This is a genomic window from Mycetohabitans sp. B3, assembly GCF_021498065.1.
Classification (GTDB): Bacteria; Pseudomonadota; Gammaproteobacteria; order Burkholderiales; family Burkholderiaceae; genus Mycetohabitans.
This window is the reverse complement of the sequence record NZ_JAHLKN010000026.1, coordinates 294,047-316,014: the sequence shown is the minus strand read 5'-3', so window position 1 is coordinate 316,014 and position 21,968 is coordinate 294,047. Positions and strand designations below refer to the sequence as shown.

General features: G+C 62.1%; 20 protein-coding genes. 9 read left to right on the top strand and 11 right to left on the bottom strand.

The window, feature by feature from the left end; translation table 11 throughout:
• Positions 1–37: 37 nt before the first annotated feature.
• The 5 genes from lysS to KQH55_RS07955 all read right to left on the bottom strand — a co-directional run bounded on the left by lysS (position 38) and on the right by KQH55_RS07955 (position 7,497).
• The gene (gene lysS / locus KQH55_RS07975) at positions 38–1,570 is read right to left on the bottom strand and encodes a lysine--tRNA ligase (RefSeq protein ID WP_235090564.1); all 1,533 of its coding nucleotides are present in this window, start codon (positions 1,568–1,570) and stop codon (positions 38–40) included.
• An 18-nt stretch (positions 1,571–1,588) separates the two neighbouring features.
• Positions 1,589–2,693 (bottom strand): peptide chain release factor 2 gene (gene prfB, locus KQH55_RS07970; protein WP_175972439.1). Its coding sequence is split into 2 segments (ribosomal slippage): positions 1,589–2,620 and positions 2,622–2,693, totalling 1,104 coding nucleotides; the frame shifts between segments, so codons are not numbered across the junction.
• 45 nt (positions 2,694–2,738) lie between these two features.
• Positions 2,739–4,442 (bottom strand): single-stranded-DNA-specific exonuclease RecJ, encoded by a 1,704-nt coding sequence (gene recJ, locus KQH55_RS07965; RefSeq protein ID WP_235090563.1) that lies wholly within the window; start codon positions 4,440–4,442, stop codon positions 2,739–2,741.
• A gap of 10 nt (positions 4,443–4,452) precedes the next feature.
• On the bottom strand, positions 4,453–5,649 hold the full coding sequence (locus tag KQH55_RS07960; protein ID WP_235090562.1) for a regulator: 1,197 nt from the start codon (positions 5,647–5,649) through the stop codon (positions 4,453–4,455).
• Between the two features lie 84 nt (positions 5,650–5,733).
• Positions 5,734–7,497 (bottom strand): YadA-like family protein, encoded by a 1,764-nt coding sequence (locus KQH55_RS07955; protein WP_235090561.1) that lies wholly within the window; start codon positions 7,495–7,497, stop codon positions 5,734–5,736.
• Positions 7,498–8,034: 537 nt separating this feature from the next.
• On the opposite strand from KQH55_RS07955, the gene KQH55_RS07950 reads away from it, so the two are divergent.
• The 4 genes from KQH55_RS07950 to KQH55_RS07935 all read left to right on the top strand — a co-directional run bounded on the left by KQH55_RS07950 (position 8,035) and on the right by KQH55_RS07935 (position 13,603).
• Positions 8,035–9,288, top strand: coding sequence for a lipoprotein-releasing ABC transporter permease subunit (locus tag KQH55_RS07950; protein WP_076795592.1), 1,254 nt, complete (start codon positions 8,035–8,037; stop codon positions 9,286–9,288).
• Between the two features lie 4 nt (positions 9,289–9,292).
• The gene (locus tag KQH55_RS07945) at positions 9,293–10,018 is read left to right on the top strand and encodes an ABC transporter ATP-binding protein (RefSeq protein ID WP_235090560.1); all 726 of its coding nucleotides are present in this window, start codon (positions 9,293–9,295) and stop codon (positions 10,016–10,018) included.
• A gap of 52 nt (positions 10,019–10,070) precedes the next feature.
• Positions 10,071–10,859, top strand: coding sequence for a TatD family hydrolase (locus KQH55_RS07940; protein WP_076786699.1), 789 nt, complete (start codon positions 10,071–10,073; stop codon positions 10,857–10,859).
• 89 nt (positions 10,860–10,948) lie between these two features.
• Positions 10,949–13,603, top strand: coding sequence for a ComEC/Rec2 family competence protein (locus KQH55_RS07935; RefSeq protein ID WP_235090559.1), 2,655 nt, complete (start codon positions 10,949–10,951; stop codon positions 13,601–13,603).
• Positions 13,604–13,705: 102 nt separating this feature from the next.
• Here the strand turns inward: KQH55_RS07935 and KQH55_RS07930 are convergent, their stop codons facing one another.
• From KQH55_RS07930 to KQH55_RS07910, 5 genes are all read right to left on the bottom strand, one after another.
• Entirely contained in the window at positions 13,706–14,278 is a 573-nt protein-coding gene (locus KQH55_RS07930) for a thiamine phosphate synthase (RefSeq protein ID WP_076786701.1), read from the bottom strand.
• 255 nt (positions 14,279–14,533) lie between these two features.
• Positions 14,534–14,728 (bottom strand): hypothetical protein, encoded by a 195-nt coding sequence (locus KQH55_RS07925; RefSeq protein WP_139337095.1) that lies wholly within the window; start codon positions 14,726–14,728, stop codon positions 14,534–14,536.
• A gap of 13 nt (positions 14,729–14,741) precedes the next feature.
• Positions 14,742–15,137 (bottom strand): type II toxin-antitoxin system VapC family toxin, encoded by a 396-nt coding sequence (locus KQH55_RS07920; protein WP_076786703.1) that lies wholly within the window; start codon positions 15,135–15,137, stop codon positions 14,742–14,744.
• Positions 15,134–15,367 (bottom strand): type II toxin-antitoxin system Phd/YefM family antitoxin, encoded by a 234-nt coding sequence (locus KQH55_RS07915; protein WP_076795584.1) that lies wholly within the window; start codon positions 15,365–15,367, stop codon positions 15,134–15,136. Before KQH55_RS07915 ends, KQH55_RS07920 begins: the two co-directional genes overlap by 4 nt.
• A gap of 31 nt (positions 15,368–15,398) precedes the next feature.
• Complete coding sequence (locus tag KQH55_RS07910; RefSeq protein ID WP_235090558.1) at positions 15,399–15,617, bottom strand: hypothetical protein; 219 nt, start codon at positions 15,615–15,617, stop codon at positions 15,399–15,401.
• Between the two features lie 305 nt (positions 15,618–15,922).
• On the opposite strand from KQH55_RS07910, the gene KQH55_RS07905 reads away from it, so the two are divergent.
• From KQH55_RS07905 to ftsB, 5 genes are all read left to right on the top strand, one after another.
• Positions 15,923–16,726 carry an alpha/beta fold hydrolase gene (locus tag KQH55_RS07905; protein WP_235090557.1) on the top strand — a complete coding sequence of 268 codons (804 nt, stop codon included), beginning with the start codon at positions 15,923–15,925 and terminating at the stop codon, positions 16,724–16,726.
• Between the two features lie 50 nt (positions 16,727–16,776).
• A complete protein-coding gene (locus KQH55_RS07900) occupies positions 16,777–18,462 on the top strand; it encodes a CTP synthase (RefSeq protein ID WP_076786710.1) in 1,686 nt (561 codons plus the stop codon).
• 18 nt (positions 18,463–18,480) lie between these two features.
• On the top strand, positions 18,481–19,335 hold the full coding sequence (kdsA, locus tag KQH55_RS07895) for a 3-deoxy-8-phosphooctulonate synthase (RefSeq protein ID WP_076786713.1): 855 nt from the start codon (positions 18,481–18,483) through the stop codon (positions 19,333–19,335).
• Between the two features lie 201 nt (positions 19,336–19,536).
• Positions 19,537–20,820, top strand: coding sequence for a phosphopyruvate hydratase (eno, locus tag KQH55_RS07890; protein ID WP_076786715.1), 1,284 nt, complete (start codon positions 19,537–19,539; stop codon positions 20,818–20,820).
• A 128-nt stretch (positions 20,821–20,948) separates the two neighbouring features.
• Positions 20,949–21,407 carry a cell division protein FtsB gene (gene ftsB / locus KQH55_RS07885; protein WP_076786717.1) on the top strand — a complete coding sequence of 153 codons (459 nt, stop codon included), beginning with the start codon at positions 20,949–20,951 and terminating at the stop codon, positions 21,405–21,407.
• Positions 21,408–21,527: 120 nt separating this feature from the next.
• On the opposite strand, the gene KQH55_RS07880 is transcribed toward ftsB, so the two are convergent.
• Positions 21,528–21,893, bottom strand: a complete 366-nt coding sequence (locus KQH55_RS07880) for a hypothetical protein (RefSeq protein WP_076797223.1) — start codon at positions 21,891–21,893, stop codon at positions 21,528–21,530.
• Positions 21,894–21,968 lie beyond the last annotated feature (75 nt).

Sequence of the window (21,968 nt, the reverse complement as noted above, 5' to 3'; positions counted from 1 at the left end):
ACCCGCTCGCGGCTGACCGTACGCGCGTATTGTCGTGTCAATCCTCGCGCCGCAGGTGTGGGAATAGAATCACGTCACGGATGCTCGGGCTGTCGGTCAGCAACATCACGAGCCGGTCGATGCCGATACCGCATCCACCGGTCGGCGGCATGCCGTATTCGAGCGCGCGGATGTAGTCGGCGTCGTAGTACATCGCTTCCTCGTCGCCGGCATCTTTCTGCTCGACCTGTTTGCGAAAGCGCGCCGCTTGGTCCTCCGGATCGTTCAGTTCCGAGAAGCCGTTTGCCATCTCGCGTCCGGTAATGAACAACTCGAAGCGCTCGGTAATGCCGGGGACCGTGTCCGACGCCCGCGCGAGCGGCGACACTTCCACCGGATAGTCGACGATATAGGTCGGCTCCCACAACTGCGCTTCAGCGGTTTCCTCGAACAAGGCAAGCTGCAGCGCGCCCACGCCGGCGTTGCGCAACGGCGCGTCGTGGGTATCGACGCCGAGCCGGCGCAATTCGGCACGCAGCCAGTCGCTGTCAGCAAGCTGTGCGTCGCTGTATTGCGGCGCATACTTCTGGATCGCGCCGGTGATCGTTAAGCGGTGAAAGGGCTGACTCAAGTCCAGTTCGCGCCCTTGATAGTGGATCGTCGTCGTCCCCCGCGCGTCCAGCGCCGCTTGCCGGATCAACTGCTCAGTGAAGTCCATCAGCCAGCGGTAGTCGGTGTACGCGGCGTAGAACTCCATCATCGTGAATTCCGGATTGTGCCGCGGCGAGATCCCTTCGTTGCGGAAATTCCGGTTGATTTCGAATACGCGGTCCAATCCGCCGACGATCAGCCGTTTCAGGTACAGCTCCGGCGCGATGCGCAGGAACATCTGCATGTCCAGCGCATTGTGGTGCGTGATGAACGGCTTGGCCGCCGCGCCGCCCGGGATCGGGTGCAGCATCGGCGTCTCCACTTCCATAAAACCCGCATTCGTCATGAACTGGCGGATCGATGCGATCGCGCGCGTACGCGCCTGAAACGTCTGGCGTGCTTCGGGCGTGACGATCAGATCCACGTAGCGCTGCCGGTAGCGCGTTTCCTGGTCGGACAACCCATGAAACTTGTCCGGTAGCGGTCGGATGGCCTTGGATAGCAGCCGCAGCTCGGTGCAGCGTACCGATAGCTCGCCCTTATTGGTCCGGAACAGCACGCCGTGCGCCGCGATGATGTCGCCCAGGTCCCATTTTTTGAAGGCCTCGTAGACATCGGCACCGACGTCAGCCGGCGTGATGAAGAACTGGATTTGACCGGTGCCGTCTTGCACGGTCGTGAAGCTTGCCTTGCCCATCATGCGCTTGAGCATCATCCGGCCGGCAATCGATACGTTGAGCGCATGCGCCTCGAGGGCGTCCTTGTCAGTGTCGGCAAAGCGAGCGTGTAAATTCGCCGCGCTGTTTTCCGGACGGAAGTCGTTCGGATACGCGATACCTTGCTCGCGCAGCGCCCGCAACTTGTCGCGGCGCTCCGCAATGATCGCGTTGTCGTCGCTGTCGATGCCGGCCTGCGTGGCATGGGGATTCTTGTCGGTCATGGTCAATTGCGCTCGCAGTTATACGCCTTGCTTGAGGCTCGCGCTGATGAAATCGTCAAGGTCTCCGTCGAGCACCGCACGTGTGTTGCTCATTTCGACGTTTGTGCGCAAGTCCTTCACGCGGCTCTGGTCAAGCACGTACGAGCGGATCTGGTGGCCCCAGCCCACGTCGGTCTTGCTCGATTCGAGCTTGTCCTGTTCGGCTTGGCGTTTGCGCATCTCCACCTCGTACAGCCTCGATTTGAGCATCGCCATCGCCTCGGCGCGGTTTCGATGCTGTGAGCGGTCGTTCTGGCACTGCACGACGATGCCTGACGGCAAATGCGTGATGCGCACCGCCGAGTCGGTCTTGTTGATGTGTTGGCCGCCGGCCCCGGATGCGCGAAACGTGTCGATGCGCAGGTCGGCCGGGTTGACGTCGATGTCGATCGATTCATCCACTTCCGGATACACGAACACCGACGAGAATGACGTATGGCGGCCGCCAGATGAATCGAACGGCGACTTACGCACCAGGCGGTGGATGCCGGTCTCGGTGCGCAGGTAGCCATAGGCATACTCGCCTTCGACCTTGATCGTCGCATTCTTGATGCCCGCCACTTCGCCATCGGACTGCTCGAGCACTTCGGCCTTGAAGCCCTTACGCTCGCAGTAGCGCAGATACTGGCGCAATAGCATCGACGCCCAGTCCTGTGCCTCGGTGCCGCCGGCGCCAGCCTGGATGTCGACGAAGCAATTGTTCGGATCGGCCGGATTATTGAACATCCGGCGAAACTCGATATCAGCCACGCGGCGCTCCAGGGCCTGCACGTCGCGCTCGCAGGCCAGTAGCGTGTCATCGTCTTGTTCCTCGTTGGCCAGCTCGAACAGCTCCTGCGTATCCGTCAGGTCGCCGCTCAGCGCCGAGAGCATCTGCACGACCGCGTCGAGTAGCTTCTTCTCGCGACCGAGCGCCTGCGCTTGCTTCGCGTCGCTCCAGACGTTCGGGTCCTCGAGCGCGGTGTTGACTTCCGTTAGGCGGGTTTGTTTCGCATCGAAGTCAAAGATACCCCCGTAGCTCTGCCGCGCGCTTGCGCAGGTCGGCGAGGGTCGCTTCGATCGCGTTCAGACGTTCTGCTTCCATGTCGATCGGGGCCTTGCAAAAAGGGTAAATTATAGCGGATCGACATCAGGACGCCGCATGCTCGACGACCAACTGCACACGCGACACACCATTCCAAGTATCGCGCACGAGCCGGTAGGCGAACAGCGCTCGCGCCGGGAGCGTGTCGATGTGATTGAACCAAATTGCCGCAAAGCGCTGGCGCCCGCGGGCAAGCTGCAACTTCAAATGCCGTTCCTTGACGAGTGACTGAGACAGCACATCGAATTCCCCCGAAAAAACCGGCGCCGGGAAACCTTGGCCCCATACCGCGTTGTCGATCAGCTCGACGAACGATGGCGTGTGATACGCGTCCTCTAGCTCGCCGTCGGTCTCGATCTGTCGCGCGAGTGCGTCCTCGTTCAGCCATTCGCGCGCTAGCGCCTCGAATGCCGCCGCGAAACGCGGCACGTTGTCGGTGCGCAGCGTGAGGCCGGCGGCCATCGCGTGGCCGCCAAAGCGCTCGATCAGTCCGGGCTCCCGCTTGGAGACTAGGTCCAACGCGTCGCGCAAGTGAAAGCCTGGGATCGAGCGTCCCGAGCCTTTCACGCGCTCGCCCGACTCGTCGGCCGGCGCGAACGTGATCGCTGGCCGGTGGAAGCGCTCCTTGAGCCGGCCGGCGACGATGCCGATCACGCCCTGGTGCCACGCCGGGTTGAATAGCGTGATCGTGGCCGCGTCACGCGGATCAAGCTGGGCGAGCTCGGCCAGCGCTTGCTCCTGCATTCCCGCCTCGATTTCACGCCGTTCGCGGTTTATTGCATCGAGTTGCTGTGCCAGCGCATCGGCGCGCTGCGCATCGTCGGTGACCAGGCATTCGATGCCAAGCGACATGTCGGAGAGCCGACCGGCCGCATTCAGTCGCGGCCCCAATGCAAACCCTAGGTCGAATGCGGATGCGTTGCGCGCATCGCGCGCGGCCACCCGGAAAAGCGCGGCCACGCCCGGTTGCATCTTGCCGTTACGGATGCGCTGAAGACCCTGTGCAACCAGCACGCGATTGTTCGCATCTAGCCGTACGACGTCGGCCACCGTGCCCAGCGCGACCAGGTCGAGCAGACCGTCCAGCCGCGGCTCGGGGCGGCCATCAAAGGTGCCGCGCTCGCGCAATAGCGCGCGCAGCGCCAGTAGCACGTAGAACATTACGCCGACGCCGGCCAGGTGCTTGCTCGGAAATGCGCAGCCTGGTTGGTTCGGGTTGACGATCGCGCGTGCCGCGGGCAGCGTGTCACCGGGCAGGTGGTGATCGGTAATCAGCACATCGATGCCGAGCGCGTTGGCAGCCGCCACGCCGTCTACGCTGGCGATCCCGTTGTCGACAGTGACCAGCAGGTCGGGGCGTGCGCCAGAGCGGCGGGCAGCCAGTTCGACGATATCCGGCGTCAATCCGTAACCGTATTCGAACCGGTTGGGCACCAGGTAGTCGATGTGCGCACCGAACAGGCGCAGGCCACGCACGGCCACCGCGCATGCCGTTGCGCCATCGCAATCATAGTCGGCTACCACCAGGATTTGCCGTCGCGCGGCAATCGCATCGGCCAGCAGCGCGGCCGCAGCGTCGACGCCTGAGAGCTGCGTTGGTGGCAGGAGTCGCGCCAGCACGGTTTCCACGTCGGCGGGCGTACCGATGCCGCGCGATGCATACAGCCGCGCGAGCACCGGATGGATGCCATGCCGCGCAAGGGCATGCGCGTCGGCGGGTGGGCAGGTTCGGGTGACGATTCGGGTCATGGGCGCGGGCTCACGGCAACAGCGACGCAAATGACCGGCGTCGCCAGAATTTTTTCATGTCGATGGGGCGCACGACGAGCGTCGTCGTGCCGGTGTCGCCGCACAGCGTCAACGTGAGTTCCGCGAGTTCGCGGCGCTCTAACGCTGCGAGCGCTGGCGCGAACCAGTCGCGCTCCAGCACCGCGAACGCGGCGCGAAAGCGCGGCCAGTCCTGCTGCACAAATGGTGCGCTCAGTGGATCGAGTTCGACCAGCGTCACACCGGTTGTGCCACGACCCGCGGCGCGGGCCGCGGCCTGACCGCTGGTTTGTTGCCGCAGCGTGTCGAAAGTGGCGGGCGGCATCTCCAACGCCGCGCCGGACGCGAGCGCTAGCCCACGCGTAGCGGTTGCCTGCGATAGCACGCGCTCGAAGGGCCGCGACACTGGCGTCATGCGCCCTTGCGCGTAAAGCCAGATCGAGTTGGCGGCGGGCAACCCGCGTGCTTCTCGAGCTTGGTTGACCGGATGCTCGAACCAAGCCATCTGGACCTCGTTTTGCAGCTTCATCCACGTGCGCGGCCGGTGGCCGGTATGGGCTTCGTGTGGCAGCCAGATTTCGATGTTGCGTCCGGCGGCGCGCAGTGGTGCCGCGCTGGCCAACGAGCCGAGTTGCTCACTCGACAAGTACCAGCGCAGCGGCGTCGGGGCAGCCAGTTCTACGCCGAGTTCCTCAATGAGGGGCCGCGCGACGGTGAGTAGCGCGGCCGCGTCATCTGTCGAAAGCTGCAGCGTCTTGGGATCGACCAGCACCAGATGATCATGCGCGACCTGCACATGAACGGGCTCGACGCATGCCCAGACCGCATCACGCGGTTCGCCGCCGTCCGCAAGCAGCATGTACGGGGCGAGCGGCGCATCATCGTCAGCATCGAACGGGTCTGTCCGCCCGTTCGATGCTGCATCGTCTGCTTGCTGGCGCGGCGCAGTCGATGCGGCGGCATGGCCGACGCCGAAACAGCGGGCGACCCATCGCTCGTGTGGCAATGTGCGCTGGAAATCGTCCCCGATCACGCGTTCGACAAGCGTCGCGCGTTCGAGCAACCTGTCTAGTGCCGGCTTATCCAGGTTCTGTAGCGCAGGCTGCGCGTTGGCCGCGGTGGGCAACGCAAAGGGCAGCAGTAGGTGGAGGCGGGAAACGGGGTGTGTGACATGCATGATGGAGCGCATTGTAGGGCAATCCACCGGTCATATCGACCTCGCTCGCCTATCGCGCGTCATCTGTCGCGCGAGCGCACGCTTTGCGCCTCACCCTCACCATTGAAAACCGCCTGCTGCGACCATTCCAACGTAGCCACGGCCGTTCGCGTTTGCGGCAACTTTCAATACCCAGCGGTTATTCGGCGTCACGTGCGATATGCCAAGCGCCACACCGTACTGGCCGCGATAAGTCGCACCGGCGAACGTCATCAGGCTCTTGCCGGGCAAGGTTGGCTGTGGCAGCCCCGCTACCGCCATCGCTGCTGCGGTGCCCGCCGATGCGTTACGGTCCACCTGGGCTAGCGCCTCATCCATTTGCGCCTTGTTCACTGCGTCGGTGGGCTGCGTGCCGCGTGCGACGTCCGTAATCCTGCGTTCATGGCCGGGCTCGCCGACCGAGACGCGGGTGTCGTCGACGTGGATATCCAGTTGTTCGGCCAGAAGCGAGGGTAGGTCAGCCCCAATAAATTCGCGCAGCCGCCCCTGTGCAGCGCCGTGCCCGCATTCGCCGGGTTGGTCGCAGGAGAGGGTATCATCGTGAGCCGACGCCACATTGTCTGCTAGCATAGGCCCGGCATGGCCGCTGCTATTCTGGAGCGCCCGCCAAGCGGCACGGAGATCGTCGGCGGTCATCGGTTCGACGACCCCGCCTGGGTCCGCTGACACAACTTCGGCTCGGCCGCCTGGGTCCGCTGACACAACTTTGGCATGGCCGCCTGGGTCCGCTGACACAACTTTGGCATGGCCGCCTGGGTCCGCGGGAGCACGCTCGAAGGGCCCGTCTTGGTTCACCAGCGCAACTTCGGCATGCCGGCCTTCGTCTGCCGGCGCAGGTTCAGTATGGCGGCTTTTGTCTGCCAGCACAAGCGCCGGTTGGCTGTCGGTGTTCGTCAGCTGGGGCCCCGGACGCACTTCATTGTCCGCCAGCATGGGCTGCAAAGACCCACCGTCATTCGCGTTAGCCAACTCTGCTTGCAGCGATACCGTGGTGGATGACTCTGCAACGACCGTGTCTTTTGAGTTTTTGTACCGATTGCCCGAGTTGTCCTTTGCGCTTCTGTTTTTTTTTGTTTGTCCTTCTAGTTGATCTACCCTGTTCCCCAGTATTGCTAACTCATTTTTTATTGTTTCCTTGTGCTCCGTCAATTGGTTTTTTGTCGTCAATGCGAGTTCGTTTATGGTCTCTGTGATTTTTCCGTAATGCCTATATGATTGATCTCGGATATCTTTTATTTGATCCTGAGTTGTTGTGTTTGCATTATTTAGCTTATTGATAAGTGATTTATTGTTGTGTGCTATCTGCTTCACGGCGCTATTAAGTTCGGATATGTTTTGGTTTAGAGATGTTTTTAAATTCGCTTGTTCATTAGAATTTCTAGTTAACTTTTGACTAAGGTTGCCGATTTTGTGATTAATATTATTTAATTGATCTTCCGTTGTTAAGCTGATACGATCTATTTTTTGATTTATTGCTGTATTTTCTGTGGCGATCTGATTTGTAAATTTTAAATAAGCGCTATGGGTGTCTATCTTTAGTTTGTCCAATTTTTCTTTCGTTTTTGAATGGTCAACGTCCAATCTAATTAGCGCCGATTCAAAGGGCGCTAGTTTGCTTTTTGTGATATCTGTTATGATGCTTTCTAGGGCTAATTCTTCATAGCTTTGGTTGGATGCGGTGGCGTCATTGATAAATGACAGGGCTAAAACTACGCTGAATGCAGATAATTTTCTGGATATTTTGGGAATAACGAAGTCCGAGCGTCGGTAGAGTGGAGTGGTATAGCCCGTGATTTGTCGCGAATAATCAAATGCGGTCATTTTAAACCTTTGGTTGGCATTGAGTCAAAAAATGAAAATTCGGGAAAATGTACGCGGCAATACCGGGGAATGCAATCGAGCCGAACTATTCGTGCGGAATAAAAAAGGGGTATGGCGGCTAAAAATAGTTTGAACCGTTAACCATTGGCAATGGGAGAGTCAAATGAATAATGGCCCTGGGGCGATCCCGTTGCGCAAAACTTCAGGTCAGGTATTAGGCCAAAAAACTGGAATTTCGTCGGCCTGCTGAAGCAACAGCTCGTGTCGCCTGAAGGCAGGCGCCGTGCTCCAGTTTGAAGCCGCGCGTGTGATGGCTTGGGCCGCGAGATGGACATGAGCCGGAAGCGATGGCGGGTGCTCAGCATGCGCGAATCAACACGATCGCGCGTGTCCTGGGTGCGTCAGGCCAGCAGGTGGCCATCGGATCCGGCTATTGCGCATGTAGCGGCCAAAGGGCACCGTTGTGTGGCAAACTTCACTGTTACCTGCGGCGGTGTCCAGCAGCGGGATCAGTCAGCGTGGATACAAAGGATTGATTTGAAGCTCCCTTACGAATGGCAAATCGGCTTGCGCTATACGCGTACTGGCAAACGTTCTTCCGGCAACGGGTTTATTTCGTTCATTTCGCTGATTTCAATGTCGGGCATCGCGCTCGGCGTCGCGGCGCTGATTGTCGTGCTGTCGGTGATGAACGGCTTTCAGAAGGAAGTGCGTGACCGGATGCTGTCGGTGCTGGCGCACATCGAGATCTTCTCGCCAACCGGCTCGATGCCAAACTGGCAATTGACTGCCGACGAGGCGCGCGAAAATCCGGCGGTGATCGGCGCGGCCCCGTACGTCGACGCGCAGGCGCTGCTCACACGGCAAAGTGCGGTCAACGGCGTCGCGTTGCGCGGCATCGACCCGGCGCTGGAGCCGCAGGTATCCGACATCGGTGCTGAGATGAAGGCGGGCCGGCTAGCCGATCTGCAGCCGGGATCGTTCGGCATTGTGCTCGGCGTTGATCTGGCAAGTGCGATGGGCGTGAGCGTCGGCGACAAGGTCACGTTGGTGGCTCCGGAGGGCACCATCACGCCGGCCGGCATGCTGCCGAGGCTCAAACAGTTCACGGTCGTCGGCGTGTTCGAGTCCGGTCATTACGAGTTCGACAGCACGCTGGCGATGGTATCGATCGCCGATGCGCAGGCGCTGTTCCGGTTGAGCGCGCCCAGCGGCGTGCGGCTCCGGATCAAGGACATGCAACGCGCGCCGGAAGTTGCGCGACAACTCGCACGATCGTTGTCCGGTGACCTGTATATCCGCGACTGGACGCAGCAGAACAAGACATGGTTTTCGGCGGTACAGATCGAGAAACGGATGATGTTCATTATCCTGACGCTGATCATTGCGGTCGCTGCCTTCAACCTCGTCTCCTCGCTGGTGATGACGGTCACTGACAAACAGGCCGATATCGCGATCCTGCGCACGCTTGGCGCGCAGCCGCGCTCGATCATGAAGATTTTTGTGATTCAGGGCGTGACCATCGGCTTCGTGGGCACCGGCCTCGGCATTGCGCTTGGTTGCGCCCTCGCCGTCAGTATCCCGTGGCTGGTACCGTTGATCGAGCGTGTGCTGGGCTTCCAATTCCTGCCGCCGTCGATCTACTTCATCAGCGAACTGCCCAGCGACTTGATCGCGGCTGACGTGGTGAAGATTGGCGCGATTGCGTTCGCGCTGTCTGCGCTCGCGACACTGTATCCGAGCTGGCGGGGGGCGCGCGTGCGTCCGGCTGAGGCATTGCGCTATGAGTAAAACAATGAACGAGCAGCAAATCGTGCTGGCCGCGACTGGCCTATCGAAGACCTTTGTGCAGGGCGGCCAGCCGGTGCCGGTGCTGGCCGACGCGCAACTGCACGTGTATCGTGGCGAGAAGCTGGCCATTGTCGGCGCGTCTGGCTCCGGCAAGAGTACGTTGCTGCATCTGCTGGGGGGGCTCGACGAGCCCAGTGCGGGGCATGTCGCGCTATTGGGCCGACCGTTCTCGCACTTGGCTGAGCGTGAGCGCAACGATTTGCGCAATTGCGCCCTGGGTTTCGTCTATCAGTTCCACCATCTGCTGCCCGAATTTACCGCGCTGGACAACGTCGCGATGCCGCTGCAGATCCGCCGGATGCCGATCGATGGCGCGCGTCGCGAGGCGTTGGCCACGCTGGAGCGCGTCGGCGTCGCGCATCGCGCGAAACACCGGCCAGCAGAGCTTTCCGGGGGCGAGCGGCAGCGCGTGGCGATCGCGCGCGCGCTGGTGACGCGGCCCGCCTGCGTACTGGCGGACGAGCCGACCGGCAACCTCGATGGCCATACTGCGGAAACGGTGTTTCAGCTGATGTTGGAATTGTCACAGACGTTCGAGACGAGCTTCGTGATCGTCACGCACGACATCGAGCTGGCCGCGCGCTGCGACCGGGTACTGCGCCTGCGAGATGGTGTGCTGCACGTTGAAACAACGGTGGCGCGCGCCGCGCTTGCCAAGACGATAGTCTGACGACGGCTCGGTTTGTGCCGTGTCGCACCGGCGTGGGCAGCGAGGAACCCTAATGTGGATCGATACCCATTGTCATTTGGATGCATCCGAATTCGATGCGGACCGGGCTGCCGTGGCGTCGGCAGCGCGCGATGCGCAAGTGTCGCGCATTGTGATTCCAGCGATCGCCCGTTTCAACTTCTCGGCGGTGCGCGAGTTAGCCCATTGCGTGAACGGGGGCGCCTATGCATTGGGCATCCACCCCCTGTACGCGCCGGCCACGCAGGACGAAGATCTCGCGGTGCTGCGCAGTGAGATCCACGCCAGCCTAGATGATCCGCGCTTTGTTGGCATCGGCGAAATCGGTCTGGATTTCTTCGTGCCGGGGCTGGATGCGGTCCGTCAGCGCGAGATCTATACGGCACAGTTGAAGATGGCGCGCGACTTCGACTTGCCGGTGATCTGCCACGTGCGCAAGTCGCAGGACTCGGTGATCGCCGAGTTGCGACGCTTCAACGTCGTGCGGGGTATCGCGCACGCATTCAATGGCAGCTTTCAGCAGGCCGATGCGTATATCGCACAAGGCTTCAAGCTCGGTTTTGGCGGCAACGTGACGTTTGAGCGTGCCCGACGCATCCGCCAGCTCGCGGCGCAATTGCCGCTCGATGCGCTGGTCATGGAGACCGACGCGCCAGATATTGCGCCGGAGTGGATTAACAAGAGGCGCAACACGCCCGACCAAGTGCCACGCATTGCGGCGGTGATTGCGGCCATGCGTTCACTGACGTTGCCGCAACTGGCCCTCTGTACAACGGCCAACGCGCATGCCGCGTTGCCGCGGCTCGCCCTCGCACAGCGATAATCGAATTTTGCATTCAGGCTGTATTCAGGCGTTCCGGATGGTTGTCGCTACGCAATCCGTCGCGCACGAACGCCCGGCCGAGGGGGATGATGCTTGCACGATTATGCGCGTTCGTCGTGGGCACTGGTGTGTTGCAGTGGCAGCCCAGTTTGCCGGACGTTGCCGGTTGGTTCGCCTGGGGTGCGGCAGTGCTCGCCGTCGCCGGGGTAGCATGTATCACGTATCGTGCGCGGGCAGCGGGGCGTGCCAGTTGTCACAAGTCGTGGCTGATGCGGGCGGCGAGCATCGGGTGCGCGGCACTGCTCGGCTTTGGCTACGCGGCGTGGCGCGCGCATAGCGCGCTGTCAGATGCTTTGCCGCCGCAGTGGGAGGGGCGCGATGTGACCCTAACCGGCACGGTGCGTGGCCTGCCGTCGCGCGATGCGCGCGGGCTTCGCTTTTTGTTTGACGTTGAGTCAACCTCGCCCCGGATCGAGCGGTTTCCCCGCACCGTCCAGTTGAGCTGGCTTGCCGCGTTCGGCCGGCAACCGTCGGCGACGCTTGTGCCGGGCGGGCGCCATACGCTCGTTGCGAGACTCAAGCGGGTGCATGGCAATGGCAATTTCGGATTGCCAGACACCGATGTGCGGCAACTGGCGCGCGGCGTGCGTGCGCTGGGCTACGTGCGCCACCTGCGGACCGATTCGCACTGGCAATCGGTGGCGTCTCCCGGCTCGCCACACGCGTCCGATATTGAGCGGGGCCCCGGTATCCGGGCGATGCTCAACGCTGTGGATCGTCGGCGTGCGTCCATTCGCGCGCGGATCGAGCAGGTCTTGTCCGAGTCTGCCCAAACGGGGACGGGCAGCGGCAGCGGCGAGCCCGCGGGTTCACATGCCGGGATCGTGATTGCGCTGGCGATCGGCGTACAGGATGCGATTACGGAGCCGGACTGGGAGCGACTGCGCCGTACCGGCACTAATCACCTGATGGCCATATCGGGCTTGCATATCGGCTCGGTTGCGGCGTTGGCTGCCACGATCATTGCCCTGGCCTGGCGCCGCGGTTTCGGCGTTGTGCCGGCGTTGCCGCTGCACGTGCCGGTTCCTATCGCATGTTGTGTCGGTGCGATGCTCGCCGGTGCCGGTTATGCCGCTCTCGCCGGGCTGGGCATTCCCGCTCAGCGCACGGTTGCCATGCTGTCGATCGCGACGCTTGCCTATGCGAGCGGGCGGCGCGTTGACCCGTTGCTGGTCCTCGCGTGGGCGCTCGTGATCGTGGTGTTGGTCGATCCGTGGGCAACGTTGTCGGCGAGCACGGCGCTATCGTTCGGTGCGGTCGCGGCCATCGTGGTGGCGTTGCGCTGCGCGGGCTGCCACCCGCCGCAGCGAGACGACGAACCGGACTGGCCGTCACTCGATCCGGCCGATACGTTGCCGCAGGCCAGCACGGGCAGGCCGGGCGAGCGGCCTGCTGTTATGCCTGGCCCACATCCGGCTAAGGCCTTAGGCGTGCTCGCGGCTCGCACGCGCGCCGCGGTGCGTGGGGTACCAGCACGGCTGGCGTCGGCCATGCGCGTGCAATGGGCGGTGACGCTCGGTCTTGCGCCGTTGACGGTCGTCTGGTTCTCGCAGATTCCGGCACTCGGTCCGGTGGCCAATGCTATCGCGATTCCGTGGGTCAGTACCCTGGTCGTGCCAGCCGTGCTGCTCGCCATTGCGATCCCGGCGCCATGGGACGCGCTGCTATTGCAATTGGCGCACCGCCTGGTGCAGTGGCTGTTTGCCATACTGGATGCGCTGGCTTCGCCCACGTGGGGCGTGTGGCACTTGCCGGCGCCCGAGCCGGCCGCGCTGCTGCTCGCGCTCGTCGGCGCGGCTTGGATGCTAGGGCCACGGGGTTGGCCATTGCGCGCGGCCGCGCCCATCTTGTGGCTGCCATTGCTGTGGCCGGCACCGCGGGCGCCACTCGCTGACGGTTTTCGCGTCACAGCGCTCGATATTGGGCAGGGCACCGCCGTGCTGGTCGAGACCGCGCGGCGACGACTGCTGTTCGATGCCGGTCCGGGCCCGGAGGCGGGCAATGCGGGGCAGCGTATCGTCGTGCCGTTCCTGCGCGCGCATGATGTGAACGCATTGGACATGCTGGTCGTCAGTCATCGTGATGTCGACCACGCGGGCGGCGTGCCTGCGGTATTGGCCGACATGCCGATCGCGCAGATGCAGGCCTCGTTGCCGCCCGCTCATCCGTTGTGGGCGCGTGCCACCGCGTGCGGCGCAATCACGCGGGCGTGCCGTGCCGGGGAGCGATGGCGATGGGACGGCGTGACGTTCGAATTCCTGTGGCCGACGGATGCGGCAGATCCGCGCAAGCCGAATGCAACAGCATGCGTGCTGCGCGTCTCGAATGCGCTTGGCGCAGTGTTGATCGCATCAGATATCGAACGGGCCGCCGAGCGGGCGCTGGTTGAACGGCATGGGCCGGCATTGAGCAGTGACGTGCTGATCGTGCCGCACCATGGCAGCAAAACGTCATCGACGGATGCGTTTCTCGATTCGGTACGGCCGCGTATGGCGGTATTTCAGGTAGGTTACCGCAATCGCTTTGGTCATCCACACCCGCTGGTCGCCGCGCGTTATCGTGTGCGCGGCGTCGATATGCTGCGCAGCGATAACGATGGCGCGGTGCGTATCGACAGCGGGGTGTCTGGCTGGGTGGTCGATGCATATCGCCGCTCACGCAGGCGCTATTGGACCGGGCGCTGATCAGGGCATGGCCGCGGCGCAACGCGTGCCGATCGGCGTTGCACTAGACCCGTCGGTCGTCAACGCGTCTCGTCGGTCATCAATGCGTCCAATGGCGGGCGATCAAGGCTTCCAAAAGCAACGAATGCCTGCGATGCCGTACGCTCCGTGTTGTTCGGCCCGGGGTAATGCATCCGTTGATAGGCCGCCCAGTGCATAGACGGGCAGCAGAGTCTGCGAGGCCAGCGCGAGAAAGCCATTCCATCCCAGCGGTTCGGTGTCGGGATGGCTAGCGGTCGGCAGCACGGGCGAGAGCGTGACGAAATCCACACCGATGGACTGAGCCTTTTGCAGTTCCGCGATCGTGTGGCACGACGCTGCCACCAGCTTTCCTGCTGGCAGCGGGCGTTCCTCGCATGCCATCAGGCTTTGACTGTCCAAGTGCAGTCCGTCGACGTGCCGGTGTGCGCGGCGCGGGGCGTGGGCGTTCAACAGTAGAAGGGCGTGATGCTGTTGGCACAGGGGCATCGCTTGCTCGGCCAAGCGCATGTAATCGATGGCATTCAACTTCTTTGAGCGAAGCTGGACCAATTCGATTCCCGAGTCCAGCGTCCGCTTCAACTGTTCGAGAAATAGCACGGGATGGTCGGCATCATAGGGATCCGGCGTGATCAGATATTGTTTGGGTAGAAACATCGGGGTAAAAGTATCTGGGCCATGGCATCGAAGGCCGCCGGCGGCTCACGGTTGTTTGTGGTGGCGGCATCGACAGTGCGGCGACTGCACCGCCGTTGATGCCGATAACACCCGTTGATTCGCCAACGTCCGCCAGCGCGACCATGAAACTGATAGGATGGCAAAATATCATCGGATTGACCGCTCGGACCGTTGCCGGCAATGTCCCACTTGACGGCAGCGGCTTGATGGTCGCTACCGACGAATTGTGGTCACTCATTGAACCGTTGCTGCCGACGCGGGTGCTACGGAATCGCCGATCAGCCTAGCGATCAGTCTAAGACTCACGCCGAAACCCATCCCATCTTCGTTGTATGGGACATGATGCGCCTCGATTTGCGGCGTGCCGAGCGCTACCGGCTCTCGTGCTACCTTTGAAGCCCAGGTGTCAAAATCACGTGCTTCGATCATGTTTCCAGTCCTGTTACCAGACGGTCTTGACGTGCTTGTAGGCGCGAATCTTCTCATCTCGAGTCACCAATGGTACAGCCAGCTTTCGCGCGGTCGCTACGATCATGCGATCGGCCGGGTCCTGATGAAACTTGCCCGGTAGATCTACCGACTTTAGGCCAATTTCAACATCTACAGGCACAAAGCGAACGGCGTCGATCGCGGAGACGGTCGTGAGCCAGCTTGCGACGTCCATCGACAGAACTAACTTTTCGCGCTCAACGAGCATTGCAATTTCCCAGGCGGAGATTGCAGACACCACAATCTGCCCATCATTCAACTCCCGCTCTATAGTCGTTTTGGCCTTTTTGCTCAGGGCGTCGTCACCGTTTGCCCACCAGACCAGCGCGTGCGTATCGAGGACAATCACTGGGCGGCATCCCACTCAACGTCAACCGGTTCGGTCGGGTCGTCGTAACGGGTAACGGAGCCACGCAAAACGTCGAGGGGACTCCGCTCATGATTGCGGTACGGTCGAACCTCCAGCGTCGGTTTACCGTGATCGGTCACGACGACGCTCTCGCCAGACGCTTCGACCTGGCGAAAAAATTCAAGCGCCTTCGCCTTGAATTCAGACTTCGAAACTTGGTTGATTTCCATTGGTGTCTCTATAGTCACATGACCATAGGCATTATATCATGTCATGGCGAAAATGACTGGTTGTACAAGTCATTTTGACCGCGTCGAGCGCCTTGTTGACGAACTCCGGACCGTTATCGACCTGAATCAGGTTGAGGCGTCGTCCTCGTTGGCGCAACTGCTCGAGTACACGTGCCATACGGACACCTGGCAGCGAGAAGCCGACGCCGATGTGCGGGCACTCCCGATTCCACGTGTTGATGCGGGTCAACATTCAAACGCGCTGGCCGTTTGCAAGTGCGTCCGCAACGCAGTCTATCGTCCAACTCTCATTTACGCCATTGGGTGCCGGCATCACAATGGTACGGCGGCACGGCGTGGTCCGACCGAGGCTTTTCTCAATTCCACACGTTCGCACATCGCGCTATTTCAAGTAGCCTATCGCCATTGGCCCGGCCATTTGACCGCGGCCGGTCGCCGCCTTGTCGCGCGCCGCATCGGTCGGCTGCGCCACGGCGTTGCGCAACGCGGCGGCGCCTATAACGCCTATAACAAGAGAAACAGGAGAGACTGTCATTGAAAAGCGTGATTCACTTCTCGCATGCGAACGGGTTCCCCGCCTCGACATACCGAACGATCTTTGCCGAGTTGGCCGACGACTACGACGTGCGGTTCATCGAGCGGTACGGACATGATCCGCGCTATCCGGTCACGCACGACTGGCCGCATTTGGTCGACCAGTTGCTCGACGATGTGGCGGCACGACTGGAGCAGCCGGTGTGGCTGGTCGGTCATTCGTTGGGCGGTTATTTGTCGGTGATGGCCGCGCTGAAGAAACCTCATTGGGTCAAGGGTGTGGTGATGCTCGACTCGCCGCTGATCGCCGGTTGGCGCAGCCGGCTGCTGGGCGTCACGCAGTGGGCCGGCCTGGACGAGCGGCTTTCGCCGGCGGTGCTCACCCGCAAGCGCCGCACGCATTGGCCCAGTCGCGACGAAGCATGGCGGCATTTCAAGCGCAAGCAGGCTTTCGCGCGCTGGGACGAGCGCATGTTCGCAGACTACATTGATCATGGGATTCCGCCCCTTGGTCTCGGCGGCACCCGTGCACTGGCGTTCGACCGGGATATTGAATATCGGATCTACCGCACGCTACCTTGTACGCTGGGTGCGCACCTCGCCCATGGCGCGCCCGTGCCGGTCGGATTCGTGGCCGGCACGCATTCCCGAGAGGTGCGGCAGGTCGGGCTCGATGCGACACGGCGCATCGTCGGTCCCCATTTTGAATGGATTGACGGCTCGCATTTGTTTCCCATGGAGCGGCCGTTCGATACCGCTCGCGCGATCCGGCGCCTGCTGCGTGACTTGGAGCGGGGCGCTTAGAGAAAGCCGGGCTTTCGAGTATAATCCGGCTTTCCCGCGAGCATCCAGCGATGACCAAATATGTATTTGTCACCGGCGGCGTAGTTTCCTCCTTGGGCAAGGGCATTGCCGCCGCCTCCCTCGCCGCGATCCTCGAGTCGCGCGGTCTCAAAGTCACTTTACTGAAGCTTGATCCCTACATTAACGTCGATCCCGGCACGATGAGCCCGTTTCAGCACGGTGAAGTGTTCGTGACCGAGGACGGCGCCGAGACAGATCTGGACTTGGGCCACTACGAGCGCTTCATCAGCACGAAGATGCGCCGTGCCAACAACTTCACGACGGGCCAGATCTACGAGTCGGTGATTCGCAAGGAGCGCCGCGGCGAGTATCTTGGCAAGACGGTCCAGGTCATTCCGCATATCACGAACGAGATCCAGGCGTTCATCGAGCGCGGTGCCGCGTCGGCGACATGCGGCGAGCCGGATGTCGCGATCGTCGAGATCGGCGGCACGGTCGGCGACATCGAATCGCTGCCGTTCCTAGAGGCAGCCCGGCAGATGAGCTTGCGGCTCGGGCGCCACAGCGCGTGCTTCGTGCATCTGACGTTGGTGCCGTTTATTGCGACGGCCGGCGAACTGAAAACCAAGCCGACGCAGCACAGCGTGCAGAAGTTGCGGGAAATCGGTATTTCACCGCACGTACTGCTGTGCCGCGCCGATCGCCGGATCCCAGATGACGAGCGCGCTAAGATCTCGATGTTCTCAAACGTGCCGCAGGATGCGGTGATCTCCGTGTGGGATGTGGACAGCATTTACAAGATCCCGCAGATGTTGTACGACCAGGGCCTGGACGAGATCATCTGCGACGAGCTGAAGTTCGCGCCGAATCCGGCCGATTTGACGCTGTGGTCGGACCTGGTATACCGGCTCGAGCACCCAGAGCACGAGGTCACGATCGGCATGGTCGGCAAGTATGTCGAACTCACCGAATCATACAAATCGTTGATCGAGGCGCTGCGCCATGCGTCTTTGCATACGCTCACGCGTGTGAACATCGAGTACATCGACTCGGAGCAGATCGAGACAGAGGGCGTCAACAGCCTCGCGCACTTGGACGCGATCTTGGTGCCGGGCGGTTTCGGCCGGCGTGGCACGGAAGGCAAGATCAAGGCGATCCGCTACGCGCGTGAGGCAAAGGTGCCGTATCTGGGAATCTGCCTGGGCATGCAACTGGCGGTGATTGAATTTGCGCGCCATGTCGCGAACCTGCAGCGGGCCAACAGCACTGAGTTCGATCCGTCGACGCCGAATCCGGTCGTCGCGCTGATTACCGAATGGTACGACCGCGATGGCACCGTCGAAAAGCGCAGTGAATCGTCGGATCTGGGTGGCACGATGCGGCTGGGCGCACAACGCTGTCCGGTTAAGCCGGGTACGCGCGCTGAGCAGATTTACGGCAATGATGTCAACGAGCGGCATCGGCATCGCTACGAGGTCAACAATCATTTCGTGCCGGCGCTCGAAGCCGGCGGGATGATCATTAGCGCGCGCACGCCGACCGAGGACTTGCCGGAGATGATGGAGTTGCGCGGAGACCTGCATCCGTGGTTCGTCGGCTGCCAGTTCCATCCCGAGTTCACCTCGACGCCGCGCAATGGCCATCCGCTGTTCAAAGCCTACGTGGAGGCCGCACTCGCGCGTCGCCAACAACGCGAGCATGGCGAGAAGGTGGCGGCTGCGCTGCGCGCCCATTAACGCAGGCCGGGAGTCAACATGAAACTATGCGATTTCGAGGTCGGCCTGGACAAGCCGTTCTTCCTGATTGCTGGCCCCTGTGTGGTCGAGTCCGAGCAGATGGCGCTCGATACCGCCGGCCGGCTCAACGAGATCTGCGCTGCGCTGCGCATTCCGTTCATTTATAAGTCATCGTACGATAAGGCCAACCGCAGTTCGGATAAATCGTTCCGCGGAGTCGGCATGGACGAGGGCCTGCGTATCCTCGGCGAGGTGCGTCGCCAGATCGGCGTGCCGGTATTAACCGACGTGCACGCGGAGGATGAGATCGACGCGGTCGCATCGGTCGTTGATGTGCTACAGACGCCCGCATTCCTGTGCCGGCAGACCGATTTCATTCACGCGTGCGCCCGTTCGGGCAAGCCCGTCAATATCAAGAAAGGGCAATTTCTGGCGCCGCACGACATGAAGAACGTGATCGACAAGGCGCGTTCGGCAGCCAGGGAAGCCGGGCTGTCGGTGGACCGCTTCCTTGCTTGTGAGCGCGGCGCTTCGTTCGGCTACAACAATCTGGTCTCCGACATGCGTTCGCTTGCGATCATGCGCGAGACTGGCGCCCCGGTGGTGTTCGACGCGACCCATTCGGTGCAGTTGCCTGGTGGCCAAGGCACCCAGTCTGGCGGGCAGCGCGAGTTCGTGCCGGTGCTGGCGCGTGCCGCGGTTGCGGTCGGCGTGGCGGGGCTGTTCATGGAGACGCATCCGGATCCCGCGCAGGCAAAGTCCGACGGCCCGAATGCGGTACCGTTGCAGCGGATGCATGCATTGCTGGAAACGCTGGTGACGCTCGATCGCGCGGTGAAATCCACGCCGCTGCTCGAGAACGATTTCAGCTGAGCCACGCGCAGTGTGACAGGCCGGTGGTGTCGCGAATGAACCTTGTCACGGTTCGGCGCGTCTGATCGGCAAGTCCGCACTGCCAGAGCACGGCGCGTGCATGCTGGCGGGCGGCATCGGGCGGCGACGCCGATCGGCGCAGACCGCTGCCCCGTTGACACAGCGTAGTCGAAACCGATTCATCCATCCTTTGAGGACATCATGAGTGCTATCGTAGACATCATCGGGCGCGAGATTCTCGATTCGCGCGGCAATCCGACCGTCGAATGCGACGTATTGCTCGAATCGGGCACGATGGGTCGCGCAGCGGTGCCGTCCGGTGCATCGACGGGGTCGCGCGAGGCGATCGAACTGCGCGACGGTGAAGCGGGCCGCTACAGCGGCAAGGGGGTGCTCAAGGCGGTTGAGCACGTGAACACCGACATCTCCGAGGCGATCATGGGCCTGGACGCGTCCGAGCAGGCGTTTCTGGACAAGACGCTGCTGGAGCTGGACGGCACCGACAACAAGTCGCGGATCGGCGCGAACGCGATGCTTGCCGTATCGATGGCGGTCGCGAAGGCCGCCGCCGAGGAGGCGGGTCTGCCGCTGTACCGCTACTTCGGGGGTTCCGGCGCGATGCAATTGCCGGTGCCGATGATGAATATCGTGAATGGCGGGGCGCACGCAAATAACAGCCTGGACATCCAGGAATTTATGATCGTGCCGGCGAGCCAGCCAACCTTCCGCGAGGCGCTGCGTTGCGGCGCCGAGGTGTTCCATGCGTTGAAAAAGATTTTGTCGGACCGCGGTATGAGCACCGCGGTCGGCGACGAAGGCGGCTTTGCGCCGAACTTTGGCAGCAACGACGAATGCCTGTCGACGATCCTTCAGGCGATAGAGAAGGCCGGTTATCGCGCCGGCGAAGACGTGCTACTTGCGCTGGACTGCGCGGCCAGCGAGTTCTACCACGACGGTAAGTACCAACTGGCCGGCGAGGGCCTGCAGTTGTCGTCGTCCGAGTTCACGGACTATCTTGCGACGTTGGCTGACAAGTTCCCGATCGTGTCGATTGAGGACGGCATGCATGAGAGCGATTGGGACGGTTGGAAGCTGCTGACTGATCGGCTCGGTAAGAAAGTCCAACTGGTCGGCGACGATCTGTTCGTGACTAATACGCGGATTCTGAAGGAAGGCATCGAGAAGGGCATCGCGAACTCGATCCTGATCAAGATCAATCAGATCGGGACGCTGACCGAGACGTTTGCGGCGATTGAAATGGCCAAGCGGGCCAGCTATACCGCTGTCGTGTCGCACCGCTCCGGCGAAACCGAGGATTCGACGATCGCCGACATCGCCGTCGGTCTGAACGCTGGCCAGATCAAGACCGGCTCGCTGTCGCGCAGCGACCGGATCGCCAAGTACAATCAGCTGCTGCGCATCGAAGAGGATTTGGGCGACATCGCGAGCTATCCTGGACGCTCCGCGTTCTATAACCTGCGCTGATGCAACGTGCTGGACGCGTGGCGACGCGGCCGGTGACCCGATAGGGGTCTTGTGACACGTGTGGCCGCCGCTCCCGATTCCGGGGCGGCGGCTTTGTGCAACCCACGCCTGCTCGGCGGCAGCTCGTTATGCGGCTCGTTACCGTTGTCTTGATCGGATTAATCGTGCTGATCCAGTTTCCGTTGTGGTGGGGCCACGGCGGCTGGCTGCACGTGCACGAGCTGCAGCAGCAACTCGCGGCGCAACAGAAGAAAAACAATGACTTGAAGCTGCGCAATGAGCGGATCGCCGGCGAAGTGCAGGACCTGCAAGCCGGGACTGCCGCGGTCGAGGAGCGGGCGCGCTACGAGATGGGGATGATCAAGGACAGCGAGGTGTTCGTGCAGTTTGTGTCGCCGAACGCCTCAACCGTGTCCGCGACGGCTACGCCGTCAATCCTGTCCACGCGCGCTCAGGTGTCGGCCCAACCGATGCGCGTGGTGCCGAACCCCGAGCCACGCATGAAGATGAAGGCCAGCCGGGTCGCGAAGGACACGGCTGTGCGACGTGCCGACAGCGCAGCGGGACGGCATAATCCTGGTTATTGATCCGGCGGTGATACTGGGATCCGGCGGTGACGTCGGTAGCCGGCGTTGCTCGGGATCCGGCGGTAACGCCGGACATCGCTAGTGCGTTGGCACCGGTCGCGGCAGGTCCAGTGCGCAGCATCACCAGCCCGGATAGTACCCTGGATAGCCCCATCCGCTGCCGACACCCCAGCCGGGTCTCCAGCGTCCGCTGTCGTATCCACCATACATCGGCGTGACCGCGTACGGATACCAGGACCACGCGCGCGCGTCGGCCTGCATGGCCGCGTCCTGCTCGCGCAACACCTGGCGACCGATTTCATCATAGCGCCGTTTTTCTGCCGGGGTCAACGGCGTCGGTACGTGGTGGGGCGACTCCGGCAATTGGCTCAGCACGGTTTGCGGAGTGGGCGGGTAACTGACGGCGCAGCCGCCGAGCAGCAATGCCGACGCGGCGGCCAGAGCGCCAAACGCCGCCACGGTGGCGTGAGGGGAATACCTGTTCATGTCGATCTCCATCGGCAGCGTCATGCCGTGTTCGTCGTGCTCGCCGTGCTCGCCGTGCGCGATGGCGCGCCGGCC